The organism is Pedobacter sp. ASV1-7 (assembly GCF_040203335.1).
In the GTDB taxonomy this organism is placed as follows: Bacteria; Bacteroidota; Bacteroidia; order Sphingobacteriales; family Sphingobacteriaceae; genus Pedobacter.
Genome location: NZ_JBEHBV010000001.1, coordinates 1159850 through 1174602, shown reverse-complemented (window position 1 = coordinate 1174602; position 14753 = coordinate 1159850). Strand labels below are relative to the sequence as shown.

Here is a 14753-nt window from a genome sequence, read left to right as displayed (position 1 = left end):
TCAAAAATGCCGCCTAAAGCAATATTACCTAGCAAAATGGCAGACCAAATATATTTCTCCTATAAAGCTACCAATAAAAATAAACAATCTAACATTCTTACAACCACTGATTAATAACTAATTAACATATAAAAAAATCACATTACAGACGGAGCCTTTGCTTTTGTTGTAATAACATTTTTTCCAATTGCGCATAAGGAACTTTTTGCACTGCTAAGCCTCCATCTATTGATATTACAGCTGCTGTAGCCGCTGATTCTCCTAAAATCATAAATACAGGTTCCATCCTAATGGATCCGAAAGCAATATGAGACGTGGACAAACATACAGGCACCATCAAATTGGTACATTCTTTTTCCTTTGGAACTATTGCCTCATAAGCTATACTATAAGGCTTAGGTGCTTTAACACCAATATCACCTTCATTCTGAACAAAACCGGCTGATGTTACGTATCGTTGTGTATTATGTGAATCTAAGGTATAGGAGCCCATTCCAATTGGATTTGGCACTTCCCTTTTGCCCAATATTTCGTGCTCCGTCATCACATAATCACTCAGCATTCTCCTTGCTTCTCTAATATATAACTGATGCGGCCAGTTTCCATTATCTTTAAACTCGTCTTTTGCAAGCCCCCAGTTGTTTAGTCTATCCTGTAAATTCTTTGGTATCCGTTTGTCTGTTGCCATGAAATATAGTAGACCTTTCTGATAGTTTTCATGATCTTTGATGATCTTTTGACGTTCCTTATAAGAGGCTTCGGGATAAGAGTAATTCATACCAATATAATCCATACTAAAAGGCCCATGGTTATTTGTATCAGTTTTCCTATTTGGAATAGGATCGAACTTATCAAATAATTCTTTCCAGCCACTTTGAAATATCCTAACCATCAACTCATAGTCTGCCGGATTATAACGATCTGGTTTTGGAAACGTTATTCGATTCTCGGGATGATTGGTTAAACATAATCTAAAACAATATGCCTGCAATTTTTGGTCACCATCTCCTTTTATCCCTGGATTTTCTTTAGAGATTCCAGTAAGTAATCCGCTTTTTTTATCACCAGGCACTTTATAAGGATCTATTTGTTTTGCAAAATAATGACCATGATGAAATACCTCCGTCTGAACACCATTCCAGGTTTCTCCATACACGCTATTGGCTTCCCTTCCAACATGGTAACTTACTTTGGCTGCAGCCATCAAGTCGCCTTCATAAGTTGCATCAATAAATACTTTGCCGTTGAACTTTTTACCGCTTAATGTAGTAATGGAAATTATTTTCCCGTTTATTTTATGTACTCCCTTCTTCCTGTCAAGCCATTCATTACGATACACATTAAGTTTATTTTCTTTCACAAAATCTTCCATTACCTTTTCAGCCACATGAGGTTCAAAAATCCACATGGTTCTTTCAGAACCATCCATCGCAGGTGTCCCTTGACCTTTATTACCGTAACTCTCTTTTTTCTGCCATTTCCATGCGGCGTCAGTATTGTAATGCATATAGATACGGTGATAAAATTCCCTGGCTAAACCACCAATAACCTCTTTATTTCCAGTATCAGTAAAGCCAAGTCCACCAGAAGATAGACCTCCAAGATGTATGTCAGGGGAAACAATAATAACAGATTTGCCTAATTTTTTAGCCTGCACCCCTGCTGTTATTGCAGCCGATGTGCCGCCATAAATGATAATATCTGCATCATAAATTTTCTTTTGAGACCAGGCCGGGCTGGCCAATAAGGTAACAGACAGTATTAAAACTGCTAATTTATTTGTCATACTTTATAAATTTGGTTAGTTGATTTTGTTAACTATACAATACTACACAATCTTTAAAATTAAAGAAAGCATTGTACATTTTAAGAAATGTGCTTTAAAGAGATCTTCAAGCAATAGCGATGAGCTTGCTTAATGCCCTTTGCTTCCTTATCTTTGCCTGCCGGATACTAAAAATGCCGACCATATTATAAATTAAGTAATCAATGCCTTTTAAGCAGTAAAGTATACCATATAAATATGTCAGACGAAAAAATAATATTTTCAATGGCGGGTGTAAGCAAAATTTACCCCCCTCAGAAACAAGTTTTAAAAAACATTTACCTATCCTTCTTTTATGGCGCCAAGATTGGCGTTATTGGTCTAAATGGTTCAGGTAAATCATCCTTATTAAAAATCATTGCAGGTCTTGATAAATCTTTTCAGGGCGAAGTAGTTTTCTCTCCAGGTTATTCTGTAGGTTATCTTGCACAGGAACCAATATTAGATGATAGCAAAACAGTTAGAGAAGTAGTTGAGGAAGGTGTTGCCGAAATCACAGCGATCTTAAAAGAATACGAAGAAGTTAATGAAGCATTCGGATTAGAAGAGAATTATTCAGATCCAGATAAAATGGATAAATTAATGGCTCGTCAGAGTGAGTTACAAGACAAAATTGACGCTGTCAATGCATGGGAATTAGACTCCAAACTGGAGCGTGCGATGGACGCATTGCGTTGTCCTGATCCGGAAACTAAAATTGGGGTTTTATCAGGAGGTGAACGCAGAAGGGTTGCCATGTGTCGTTTATTATTACAAGAACCTGATGTATTGTTATTGGATGAGCCTACCAACCACTTGGATGCCGAAAGTATCGACTGGTTAGAGCAATTTTTAAAGAATTATAAAGGAACTGTGATTGCAGTAACCCATGATAGATACTTCCTGGATAATGTAGCTGGCTGGATTCTTGAATTAGACAGAGGCGAAGGTATTCCATGGAAAGGAAACTACTCTTCATGGTTAGACCAAAAAGCAAAACGCCTTGCACAAGAAGAAAAAACTGAAAGTAAGCGTCAAAAAACCTTGGAACGTGAGTTGGAATGGGTGCGTATGGCACCGAAAGCCAGACATGCTAAATCTAAAGCACGTTTATCAAACTACGACAAACTGGCTTCTGAGGATGGCAAGGAAAGAGAAGATAAACTGGAGCTATTTATTCCGGCCGGGCCAAGGTTGGGGAATGTAGTCATCGAAGCCAATGAAGTAACTAAAGCTTATGGCGACAGGATTTTATTTGAAAACCTAAGCTTCTCATTACCTCCAGCTGGTATCGTCGGAATTATCGGACCAAATGGTGCTGGTAAAACAACCTTGTTCCGCCTAATCACAGGGCAAGAAACTCCTGATGCAGGTACTTTCCGAGTTGGAGAAACTGTAGCATTAGGTTATGTAGATCAGATGCACAATGATTTAGATCCTGAAAAAACTGTATATGAAAACATTACTGATGGTTTGGACAACATCCAGCTTGGTAATAAAGCCGTAAATGGAAGAGCTTATGTATCTAAGTTCAACTTTAATGGTGGCGATCAGCAAAAGAAAGTAGGTATTCTTTCAGGTGGTGAGCGTAACCGTGTACACCTGGCAATTACCTTGAAAAAAGGTGCCAACGTATTATTACTGGATGAGCCGACCAACGATATTGATGTAAATACACTTAGAGCATTAGAAGAGGCTTTAGAGAATTTCGGTGGTTGTGCAGTAGTAATTAGTCACGACAGATGGTTCTTAGATCGTATCTGTACACATATCCTTGCTTTCGAAGGTGAATCTCAGGTTTACTTCTTTGAAGGGAATTATAGCGACTATGAAGAAAACCGCAAAAAACGCTTGGGTGATGTAACGCCTCATCGTATCAGATATAAAAAACTGGTTTAAATCTCCATTTATAGCAAAAGGCCGGTATTGCTTATGAGCGGTACCGGCCTTTTATGTTTTTCTTATTTATAACGTTGTAATATTTTCTCTAACAAGGCTTTTGTCTTTAAGATCCCCTCATCCTCAGGCCCCTTACCAGAATATTCAATTCCAACAAGTCCGCTCCACTTTGCAGCTTTAATGATCTCGAACATACGATAATAATCAATATCACTTTCATCACCATTTGGAGCAAAGTTCATTGATTTAGCACTTACACCTTTAGCGTAAGGCATCATTTCTTCTACACCTTTATATTTATCATATTCTTTTCCACCACCCAATGCAAAATTTCCAAAATCAGGTAATGTACCACAATAAGAACTATTCACTTGTTTAATCACATCAGCCAACCAAGCACCATCTGATGAATAACCACCATGGTTTTCAACAATCACATTGATTTTTTGTTTCTTACCATATTCGGTTAGTTTTCCTAAACCATCTATTGCTGCTGCTTTTACCTGTTCAGCGGTCCCTTTACCTCCGGCATTTACACGTATTGTTTTACAGCCCAAGTATTTAGCCGCATCAACCCATTTATAATGATTTTCTACAGCTTTTAATCTGGCAGCATCATTAGTATCTCCTAAATTACCTTCTCGGTCAACCATTATCAGGTGATTTTGGATGCCCTCATTCTTGGTTCTGGTTTTCAACTCTTTTAAATAAGCAGGGTCTTTTTCTTTATTCTCGAAAAAAACACTAACGTATTCTACAATATCAATCCCGAAATCCTTTTTGGCTTTCAAAGGAAAATCAAGGTTATTCAATTTCTTAGCAAATAAGGTTTTGTGCAAAGACCATTCGGCCAGAGATATCTTGAAAAACTCCTTTTTACCTGCACTAAATGCCTCTAATGGAATTATTGAACCAAATGCCGCTGCACCGGTTAATAAACCTAAATCTTTTAAAAAACTTCTGCGATCTGTTGTCATCATTTATGTTTAAGGTCTACAAGATATTAATTTTTGCAATTATCTATTACTTCGCATTACAACAATATTTCAGACTCTTATTTAGGGTTAAAGAAACTGTTAAAATACAGAAGTTAATATTTTACAGCATTGCCCCAACATTCCCAGTTTGCAGCAAATTTATAGCACTTTGCAAACTAAAATTAAATTTATGATAAAGCGTTCCATTCATTTTATCCTCGCTGGTTAAGAAACGAATAAGGTCTTTAAAATAAACCATACCCAAGCATTTTCCTGCAATGATAAGCGGCGAACTCTCCTGATTGTTTTTGAGCAAAACATCCAAAGCGTCCAGTACAATTATTTGAGGATGTAAACCAATATCATCACTTAATTGAAAAGAAGAAGTTTCTGGTGGTAAGATAAATGAGCGAATATGTTCAGATTCAGGTATACTAGAAATTGAAATTGATACAGGTTGGTCGACATAATCATTTAAGATTGCAATCGTATACTTAGAAGGAAGGTACTTACTTTTGGCAAAGCCAAACACTCGTTTTAAAGTGGTCACACTAATATTTCTATTTAAAGATTCATAGATATCCATTGAAATATAATGGCAGTCGCGGGGGGTAATATTTGATAACCCTGTTTTTAAAATTATCCGTTGTCTTAATTCTTCAATAATCATATAAATACCCATACGAGGAAAATTGCACAAATATATCTACCAAAATATCACAACAGTTAAATCTACAAGTCTGAAATATTCAACGATTCAATAGTAATATAAAAACGGGGATATTTATACCTCCTATTTCTGAGAAAAGAAAGCTTTTGGCATCAAGCCTGTTTCCTTCTTAAAGGCATTATAAAATGTAGTCAGACTCTTAAAACCAGATTCATAAGCCACAGCTTCAATAGTCATTCTATTAGATTTAAGGGGATATTCCTTGATAAAAAAATCAATACGATAGCTGTTGATCCAGTCGCGAAAATTCCTTTTCAAAAAATTATTGATTACGAAAGAACACTGATGAACGGGAATATTAATTTCATTAGCCAGATCAACAATTTGAAAATTTGATTGAAGATATGGCTTTTTATTTTCCATAAAAGATTTCATCAAATCTGAATAGGCTGACAGCTGATCAGGCATGAGATTTAATTTCTTAGCTGACACGACAGGCTTAGCGAGCTTCTTAACTTCTTCTATATCATCCCCTACTACAGTTTCATTACCCTCCATATCCACAGCTACAAACAAGTAGCCGTAAAATAATTTCGGCTGATGCATGACAAAAATTACAATTGCCAGAAGAACCATACAATTAAGCAGTATAAACAAGGCATTAAACAAAGGTTCTTCTGAGTTCCAGATGACCAAAGGAAAAAAACTTGTCAACTGAAAAAAAGTCGCTGTCCTTAAAAAAAAGAAGATCCATTTTTTACCATCAGCACTAACCTTTGACTTCAAAATAGTAACCCAAGTCGCAACCAAATAAGCCAGCAATAGAAAAGGCCTACCGAGGTAGTAAAACCAGGATGGAAATAATCCGCTCGGTTCTGTGATAAAAAGCTGTTTATTGTCCAGTATTTGTGCGACAATGGCATCCCATTTAACAGCGGGAGAAAAAGGCCATGGTAGTACATGTACAATTGCCAGAAAAAATGGAACAAAATGAAACCACTCAAATTTCTGAAGTTGAGTACGGCCAGCAATAAAGCAAGTCGCATACAAATAAAAACAAGCAGGGGCAGCATAATAAATCGGAATAAAGAACTGGCAAAAAAAAGGATAAATAGCCCTTTCATTAGAACTTACTACCAAGAAGACTAATACCTGCCCAAATCTTGAAATAAAAATAACTGAGAGTAACCGGTTTAATAATTTCACCCCTCGTTTCGCAAAAAACAAGTGAAGCGTAAGCAAGAGCAAGAAAAAACAACTTACACTTGAAATAAAGCCCAAAACCCCCATATTTGAAGGTGCAAGATATATGTTTTTATTTTAAATAAGTATAAAAACTTTCCAAATACAGACACAACAAAGTTCAAAACCAACCTTATGAGATCTTTTTTATCTTTAAAGTTAATTAAAGCTATCAATCATTAGTCTCTACTAAACTGATCTATTTAGCAACAAAACAATAAGTTATATTTAAGGACTACCGGATATTAATACTTTATTTACGGTTAAAGAAACTGTTAAAATACAGAAGTTGATATTTTACAGCATTGTCCCAATACTCCCAGTTGTGAGCACCTGGCCTGATGATAAAATCGTGCGGAATATTCTTATAAAGCAATTCCTCATGTAATTTTATATTTACGTTATAAAAGAAATCATCTTTACCACAATCTATAATTAAAGCCAATCTATTTGGAACTAATAAATGAGTCATATTCACAACTGCATTTTCTTTCCATCGCGCCGCATTTTTATCATAATCGCCCAATCTTTTTGAAAGTGCCCAGTTTAATGGAAATCCGGTAATATCCACACCCCCACTCATACTTCCTGCTGCTCCAAAAATATCCTGATGTTTAAAGGAAAGATACAATGCTCCATGCCCTCCCATACTTAATCCTGTAATGGCTCTACCCTTACGATCTTTAATTGTTTTATAGTTTTTATCAACCCAATTGACAAGTTCAGTAGCCACGTAAGTTTCGTATCTCCATTCCGGATCAACTGGACTATCAAAATACCAACTACTTACGTTACCGTCAGGGCATACAATTATCGTCTTAAAATCATCAGCATGTTGCTGTAACGAAGGCACCTTTAGTATCCAATTTGAATAAGAACCTCCGGCACCATGTAATAAATATACTACCGGCATACTTTTAGCCTGCGCATAACCTTCAGGAGTAATAACCACTGCTTTAATATTTTTCTTCATTGCAGTACTATAAGTTAGAACTGTATCGACCTTAGCAGCGAAAGAAAGTTGAACGCTGAACAACGTAACAAAGCATAAAAAAAGAATTTTCTTCATAAAAAATATTGTTGGTTTAATGTTGATTTGATAACTAGTACCCAAAAAGCAGACACAATCTGTCATACAGCTGGTTACATTTCCAAATAAAGCGATTTAAACCGCTTTATTAAAATGTTTTAATTTTTTTTCTCAGTAAAACCTATTTTAGTACTAATTACTCCTCACCAACCCTTAAGAAACCATCATAATCCAAACCATATAATTCAGCAGCTCGTCTAATCACACTATCTTTAGGATAAATAAAATCATCCTCAATCTTAATGTAGGTGCTTAACGATAGCTTTAAACTTTCAGAAACTTCCTTTTCATCTTTTTGAGCGCACGCTCTTAAAAACCTAAATTTCTCTCCTATTGTCAATTTCATACCATTCATTTAAATCTTAATGTGAACAACTTGAAACTTATGTTTACATCATCCTCAAACATAGAAAAACCAACACAAGATTTCATAAAAATTAATATTTTGGCTTTTAGAATAAAAAATCAACTCAATTAACATTTTTTTTCAGCTAAAGTTGCATAGTATTTCTGTGGGACGTAGGCAAGTAAAACAAAATGAATAATAGAAATATAATAACTTTACAAAAAATGATAAAAAAATGGACTTATTCAGTAATGAAGGAGAAAAACAGCGCAACCTACTACCATATCATGGTACTGTAATCTATTATGGCAGATTAATGCCAACGCAAACTGCCAATCATTACCTGAATGAGCTATTGAGCAATATAGAATGGAAAAATGATGAAGCTGTCATTTTTGGTAAGCATATATTAACAAAAAGAAAGGTTGCCTGGTACGGCGACAAGGAGTTTGAATATACTTATTCTAACATAACAAAAAAGGCATTACCCTGGACTGCCGCATTGTTGGAATTGAAAGATATTGCAGAAAAAACATTAGGAGAAACATTCAACTCGTGTCTGCTTAATCTTTACCATAGCGGAGAAGAGGGCATGGCATGGCATAGCGATGGTGAAAAAGACTTAAAAAAAAATGGTGCCATTGGATCTATGAGTTTTGGGGCAGAAAGAAAATTTGCCTTTAAACATAAAGAGAGTAAGCAAACCATATCCTTAATTTTAGAACACGGCAGCTTACTTGTAATGAGAGATGAAACCCAACGTCATTGGCTGCACAGACTTCCCCCAACCAAACAAACACACAAAGCAAGGGTAAATCTTACTTTCAGAACGATTGAGAATAAATAATGGAGGAAGAACTATATTAACCTTTTATCGCTGGTTTTTCTTGTTTTGGCGGCCTTGGCCCTCTCTTATAAATAACCAATCCATTTAAGAAATTACGCAGAATCTGATCTCCACATTTTTTAAAATTAGGATGATCATCCGATCTAAAAATATCACCTAGCTCACTTTTACTTACTTTGAATTGCACCAATTCCATTATCTTAATGATATCATCATTGGTCAGTGATAACGCTACTCGAAGCTTTTTAAAAATATCGTTGTTACTCATATTACATTGCTATTTCAATCTTTACCTTTTTGTTCTTAATCCTCTCGTTAGCCAGCAACTTTAAAATGTTATTCACCATTTTACGCTTTACTGCCACATAAGAAGCCTGATCTTTTACTTCAATCAAACCCACTTCTTCCTTTTGCAAGCCTCCTTTTTTCAATAGCAGCCCTACAATATCTATCTTATTTACTTTATCCTTTTTACCAGCCGCAATGTATAAGGTCTGCCACTCGCTATCGCGAGGCAATTTAAAATCACCTTTAAGGTTTTCTGTTTCGATTTCAGTTTTTAAAAATGGATATTTTTCATCATCAGCAATAATCAGGTAAGCCGTACCTTTTGCATTCATACGCGCGGTACGTCCGTTACGATGTAGAAAAGCATCCTCTGTATATGGCAATTGATAATGAATAATACACTCTACTTCTGGAATATCTAAGCCTCTTGAAGCAAGATCAGTCGTAATCAGAATCTTGATACTGCCATTTCTGAATTTCAATAAGGCACGCTCCCGTTCGTCCTGTTCCATCCCACCATGAAAAATATCATGCGCAAGATCCTGATCTATTAACAAATCACTGATACGGTCAACAGTCTCTCTATGATTACAAAAGATCAGCATGTTTTTATTGCCCACTTTACAGATCAGCCTTAACAGAGTTGCCAGCTTATCTTCTGCAGTCGTTGTTACCTTTTTAAGCTTTAAATCTGGTGCAACCTCCACATTCTCCAGATAGTTTATCTCTACAGGCTTGTCAATCCCTGTAAAATCAGGAATCTCTTCCATCGCAGTAGCCGAGGTAAGGAATCTTTGTTTCAAAGAAAGCAACTTACGGATGATGTAAGACATATCCTCCTGAAAACCAAACTCCAGAGCTTTATCGAACTCATCCAACACCAATGAAGTAATAGCCGACTCGTCGAAATTCTCATGACGCAAATGATAGGCAATCCTTCCCGGCGTACCAATTAATACCGCAGGGGGCTCTTCAAAGTTATTTTTTTCTGTTTTTACTGGATGACCTCCATAACAGCAGTTCACCTTAAAACCTGTAGACATTTGCCTGAACACCGATTCGATCTGTAAGGCTAACTCTCTAGAAGGCACAATAATTAAGGCTTGCACACCCTGAACCTGCAATTTGATGTTGTTCAATACCGGAAGTAGAAAACCTAGTGTTTTACCAGAACCTGTAGGTGCTAGCAATACCACATCACTCCCTTTCTTACCAGCAGCTAGCGTATCCAGTTGCATTTGGTTCAGGGAGGTAATCTTTAATTTCTCCAATATCTTTTCTACCATCATTCGGCAAAGATAGTGGAATTAGGGCATTAAAATTTTAGATATTTCTTTCTCAGATATCTCCAGGAGCTATTTAGACGAGCATCCAGGTTCATCAGCATATGCCCTCTTTCAGAAATCCAGGTATGCATTTTATTATTAACCCTCTTAATTGGTACATAAACCTGTTCTTCTACCATTTCATGATAATCAACTGAAGCAAGGCTCCGTTGCAATAAATTAAATTCATTTAACAATTCTGCTTTCATAATGCTTATATTTAGTTAATGATTCTGTTTATTTAAACGGAAGCACTCCCGCCTTATTGTAACAACTCTACATCAAAAGAGTTTAAATATAAATTAAACTGTTGACAACTAGATATTTGTTAGCAATTAAACAATAGCAACTTAACACGTTTTTAATTTTATCCACCTATTTTTAGGAAACCTGTATACGGGTTGTTTACACATTAACACCAATAACGTATGACCTGGAAGAAATTTAGCGGCGAAGTTATCCACTCGTCCATTTTAGAAGAAGTAGAAAATGCCATCATCAGAGAGAGTGACAACGGTTACCGGCTTAAAGTTTGCATCGGAACTGATTCACAGGTAAAAGGTGCCTACACAGATTTTGCTACTGTAATTGTTTTATTAAGAGAACATCATGGAGGCTTTATGTACATCCACCAGGAAAAAACTTCTCATAAAATGAGCATCAAAGAAAGAATGCTCCTTGAAGTACAGAAATCAATTGAAACAGCTTACTCCGTCTGTGACTTATTAGATTTATATCGGGTTGATCTGGAAGTTCATGCAGACATTAATACCAATCCGATGTTCAAATCTAACAAAGCATTAAATGAAGCAATGGGATATATTTTAAGTATGGGTTTTATATTTAAAGCTAAGCCAGAAGCATTTGCCAGTTCAACATGTGCGGACAAAATGGTGCATTAGAGTTTACCATTTTTGGTGAGGACCAACAGCCGATGGAGCAACTAAAGCCGGAGCAATTACTTTTTTCATCATTGCTTCTTTAAAACGTTCCGCTAAAACATTTACCTCCTTAGTCGTGGCCTTCACATAGCCCGCCCATTCTGCTGAATTCAACTTACCCGGCTTAGTCTCTAATGGGATTCCTACTGTAGTGGATGGCACAAAATTGCCATACCGATCTCTTTGATAGGAGATAAAATTGAAGTCGGTCATCCAAAAACGGTATTTACCCTCTTTAATTTCTACATAAAAGTTATAAAGGACCTCACCTGAAGGGCGACTCAAAACCAGTGCAGTTTTATTGATGATCAGTTTTCCTATGATGTACATCAATGAATCTGTATCTGCCGACTTCAGTTTTAATGTCTTCGGTGTCTTTTTTAGAAAAGCTACGACTCTGGATTTTAAAGAATCACTTGGCACATCTTTTAAATTCACCACTTCATAATAGATGAGCTTACCCCTATCATCAGTAGACAACGCTTTTTCCTGTGCAAATCCTGTCACTGTAAAAAACAATAAAATAACCAGAGTTGAAAGTTTCATAACATAAAGATATAAAAGAGCCACCGGATATACCCCGGTGGCTCAAGATAATATAATCGAGACTAAAATGCGTAAACTGCAGCCAGGGAGAACTGTGAAGCTGATTTTGTAGCCGTAATTCCATCACTTTTAAGAAAACCCTGTGATAAATCTTTATCATTATCAAAACGAATCTCTGGAATAAAGGTCAAACCACCTGCTTTAATATTCGCAGATAAAGTTCCAGATAGCACACTCGCATCCGGGGCTCCTGAAATCCCCTTGAAATTCATATATTCTGCTCTTACCCCCAGGCCTACTGAAGGAGTAAAGGCATATTGTGGATACAAGGCTACTCCAGTATACCCTACCTTATCATCACCCGCACTAAGATTTGCAGCATTCAGACCTATTTTAATTTTCTCATCAACCTGATATGTAGTTGTAAGGTCAACAATTGTGCTGTAATTTCCATAAGCGTCCAAGCCATGCAAACCATTGATATAGGCAGTCCAACCTTTAACAGGAGATACCATTAACTGCGCACCAACACTTGACACCCCGCGGGAAGCAGAGTAGGTGTTCCATTCATTAAACAAACCCAACATTAAGCTAACTTTTTCAGAGAATGCATAGGTCCCTTTAACACCAGCATTTTGAAAAGGCCCAGCACCAAATAAGTAAGAGGTCGAATAGTTGAAGTTAGCAGCAGGGGAAATCACTTCGTACCCAATGAATGTCCCCATAAAACCTGCAGTCATACTAAACTTCTCGGTAAAGGCATAGTTTACATATAAATTCTGAATATGAAACGATTCACCATCAGCACTCGGCACAAGTGACTGGGCTTGTCCTCGTGGTCCAAAAGACAATTCCCCAACAAATGATGCTTTACCTGTAGTTTTCTTTAATGCCAGATCAATCATACCAATAGAAACCGAATTATGCTCATTTGCAAAATATGTACTGATATTAGGCGCTTTAGCAAAATCGTATTTGAAATACGTATCTACTGATCCAGAAATTTGAAGCGGTGCTTCCGTCGTCTCCTGTGCATAAGTAGCAGAGGCCAATGTTAAAGATGCTAAAGTTAATACTGATCTTAATTTCATAATCTGTTGGGTTTGGTTTGGTTTTAGGTTGATTTTGTTAGTGTAATAATTAAGAATCAAGGATTAAACACTAGCTTACTCTTTAATCCTTGTTCACTATTTCTTAAAAAGCATTTTGAAGCTCCTCACCGGTTGATTCCACGATCAAGGTACCTTGTGAGTATTTTTCATTGTGCTGACTAGCATCTAATCCTTCTTCTTCTTCTTCAGAAGTAACGCGAATCGGTTGTACAAGGTTAATTAGTTTGAAGATGATAAATGACATCACAAAACTGAACACAATAACTATAGCAGCACCCTTTAGCTGAGTTAAAAAGAATTCCACATTCCCGTACAATAAGCCGTCTACTCCTGCCGCATTTACCGTTTTAGTTGCAAATACACCAGTAAGCAACATCCCAACAATACCACCTACACCATGACAAGGGAACACATCTAATGTATCATCTAATGAAGTTTTTTGTTTCCATGAAACGGCAAGGTTTGATATTACAGCAGCAAATACACCGATGAAAATACTGGAAGGAATGCTCACAAAGCCAGCACCTGGCGTAATTGCTACCAATCCAACCACAGCACCGATACAAAAGCCTAATACTGATGGTTTTTTTCCTCTTGACACATCAAAAAACATCCATGATAAACCAGCAGAACCAGCCGCAATATTAGTTGTCAGGAATGCTGAAACAGCCAATGCATTTGCACCCAATGCTGATCCTGCATTAAAACCAAACCAACCGAACCAAAGTAAACCTGTACCAATTAATACATATGGAATATTAGCAGGTGGCACTTCTTTGTGTTCCAGGTGGCTTTTTCTTCTTTTAAGTACTAAAGCACCAGCTAAAGCAGCCATACCAGCAGAAATGTGCACCACAGTACCTCCTGCAAAGTCAAGCACTCCCATTTTAAATAGAAGACCATCTGAATGCCATGTCCAGTGCGCTAATGGAGAGTATACAAACAATGCAAATAGTACAATAAATAAAATGTAAGAAGTAAAACGAATACGTTCAGCCACAGCACCTACCACTAAACCCGGAGTGATGATCGCAAACATCAGCTGAAATACAGCGAATAACGAGAGAGGTATCGTTCCCCATGCCGGCCCGGAGTTCACTCCTTGAAAGAAAAGGAATGTTAAAGGACTACCAATAAAACCTCCGATTGAATCTCCGAAAGCAAGACTGAAACCTACAACTATCCATAAAACAGTTATAACTCCCGCAGCAACTACACTTTTGATCATTGTAGAGAGTACATTTTTACGATGAACCATACCACCATAGAAAAATGCTAAACCAGGAGTCATTAAAAACACTAGAGCTGATGCAATTAATACGAATGCAATGTCTGGTCCGCTGTATTTTCCTTCGTCAAAGTTCGGAAGCAAGGGAATAAATAGCGCAATAATTGCAATTGCAAGCAAAACCGCAAAGGGACCCCACTGTTTGAATAAAACTTTTGCCATAATATTTGATTTTTATTGTTAATAATGTTTGTTTGTCTAATTACTCCACAAATAAAGCGTTTTATTTTTGTAAAATTCAAAACACACCAACAAAAACACAGCAAAATCAGCAATTTTTACACACAAAAATTACAAAAACTATAAAACTATAGTAATTTATACAGCAAAAATCAAAACCAACATAACATTATAGCAAAAAATGGAGTTATTTTTTGA

General features: G+C 36.6%; 15 protein-coding genes. 3 read left to right on the top strand and 12 right to left on the bottom strand.

The window, feature by feature from the left end; genetic code table 11:
- Positions 1-142: 142 nt before the first annotated feature.
- Entirely contained in the window at positions 143-1786 is a 1644-nt protein-coding gene (locus ABDJ41_RS05050) for an FAD-dependent oxidoreductase (RefSeq protein ID WP_349784678.1), read from the bottom strand.
- Between the two features lie 237 nt (positions 1787-2023).
- On the opposite strand from ABDJ41_RS05050, the gene ettA reads away from it, so the two are divergent.
- On the top strand, positions 2024-3703 hold the full coding sequence (ettA, locus tag ABDJ41_RS05045) for an energy-dependent translational throttle protein EttA (protein WP_349784676.1): 1680 nt from the start codon (positions 2024-2026) through the stop codon (positions 3701-3703).
- 62 nt (positions 3704-3765) lie between these two features.
- On the opposite strand, the gene ABDJ41_RS05040 is transcribed toward ettA, so the two are convergent.
- The 5 genes from ABDJ41_RS05040 to ABDJ41_RS05020 form a co-directional block, all read right to left on the bottom strand.
- Complete coding sequence (locus tag ABDJ41_RS05040) at positions 3766-4683, bottom strand: sugar phosphate isomerase/epimerase family protein (RefSeq protein ID WP_349784675.1); 918 nt, start codon at positions 4681-4683, stop codon at positions 3766-3768.
- A gap of 118 nt (positions 4684-4801) precedes the next feature.
- Positions 4802-5350, bottom strand: a complete 549-nt coding sequence (locus tag ABDJ41_RS05035; RefSeq protein WP_349784674.1) for a hypothetical protein — start codon at positions 5348-5350, stop codon at positions 4802-4804.
- Between the two features lie 123 nt (positions 5351-5473).
- Positions 5474-6556, bottom strand: coding sequence for a helix-turn-helix domain-containing protein (locus ABDJ41_RS05030; protein ID WP_349784673.1), 1083 nt, complete (start codon positions 6554-6556; stop codon positions 5474-5476).
- 289 nt (positions 6557-6845) lie between these two features.
- The gene (locus tag ABDJ41_RS05025; protein WP_349784672.1) at positions 6846-7661 is read right to left on the bottom strand and encodes an alpha/beta hydrolase; all 816 of its coding nucleotides are present in this window, start codon (positions 7659-7661) and stop codon (positions 6846-6848) included.
- Between the two features lie 157 nt (positions 7662-7818).
- Positions 7819-8028 (bottom strand): helix-turn-helix domain-containing protein, encoded by a 210-nt coding sequence (locus tag ABDJ41_RS05020; protein ID WP_349784670.1) that lies wholly within the window; start codon positions 8026-8028, stop codon positions 7819-7821.
- A gap of 235 nt (positions 8029-8263) precedes the next feature.
- Between ABDJ41_RS05020 and ABDJ41_RS05015 the strand changes: the two genes are divergently transcribed.
- Positions 8264-8875 carry an alpha-ketoglutarate-dependent dioxygenase AlkB family protein gene (locus tag ABDJ41_RS05015; RefSeq protein WP_349784669.1) on the top strand — a complete coding sequence of 204 codons (612 nt, stop codon included), beginning with the start codon at positions 8264-8266 and terminating at the stop codon, positions 8873-8875.
- 16 nt (positions 8876-8891) lie between these two features.
- Here ABDJ41_RS05015 and ABDJ41_RS05010 read toward each other — a convergent pair whose 3' ends face one another.
- From ABDJ41_RS05010 to ABDJ41_RS05000, 3 genes are read right to left on the bottom strand one after another with little or no spacing between them, the layout of a single operon-like run.
- Positions 8892-9143, bottom strand: coding sequence for a DUF1456 family protein (locus ABDJ41_RS05010; protein ID WP_349784667.1), 252 nt, complete (start codon positions 9141-9143; stop codon positions 8892-8894).
- Position 9144: 1 nt separating this feature from the next.
- Positions 9145-10452, bottom strand: a complete 1308-nt coding sequence (locus tag ABDJ41_RS05005; RefSeq protein ID WP_349784665.1) for a DEAD/DEAH box helicase — start codon at positions 10450-10452, stop codon at positions 9145-9147.
- A gap of 26 nt (positions 10453-10478) precedes the next feature.
- Positions 10479-10697, bottom strand: coding sequence for a hypothetical protein (locus ABDJ41_RS05000; RefSeq protein ID WP_349784664.1), 219 nt, complete (start codon positions 10695-10697; stop codon positions 10479-10481).
- 219 nt (positions 10698-10916) lie between these two features.
- Between ABDJ41_RS05000 and ABDJ41_RS04995 the strand changes: the two genes are divergently transcribed.
- On the top strand, positions 10917-11390 hold the full coding sequence (locus ABDJ41_RS04995; protein WP_349784663.1) for a ribonuclease H-like YkuK family protein: 474 nt from the start codon (positions 10917-10919) through the stop codon (positions 11388-11390).
- A 3-nt stretch (positions 11391-11393) separates the two neighbouring features.
- Here ABDJ41_RS04995 and ABDJ41_RS04990 read toward each other — a convergent pair whose 3' ends face one another.
- The 3 genes from ABDJ41_RS04990 to ABDJ41_RS04980 all read right to left on the bottom strand — a co-directional run bounded on the left by ABDJ41_RS04990 (position 11394) and on the right by ABDJ41_RS04980 (position 14537).
- Positions 11394-11975, bottom strand: coding sequence for a DUF4468 domain-containing protein (locus tag ABDJ41_RS04990; RefSeq protein WP_349784662.1), 582 nt, complete (start codon positions 11973-11975; stop codon positions 11394-11396).
- A 62-nt stretch (positions 11976-12037) separates the two neighbouring features.
- A complete protein-coding gene (locus ABDJ41_RS04985) occupies positions 12038-13066 on the bottom strand; it encodes a porin (RefSeq protein ID WP_349784660.1) in 1029 nt (342 codons plus the stop codon).
- Positions 13067-13169: 103 nt separating this feature from the next.
- On the bottom strand, positions 13170-14537 hold the full coding sequence (locus tag ABDJ41_RS04980) for an ammonium transporter (protein ID WP_349784659.1): 1368 nt from the start codon (positions 14535-14537) through the stop codon (positions 13170-13172).
- Positions 14538-14753 lie beyond the last annotated feature (216 nt).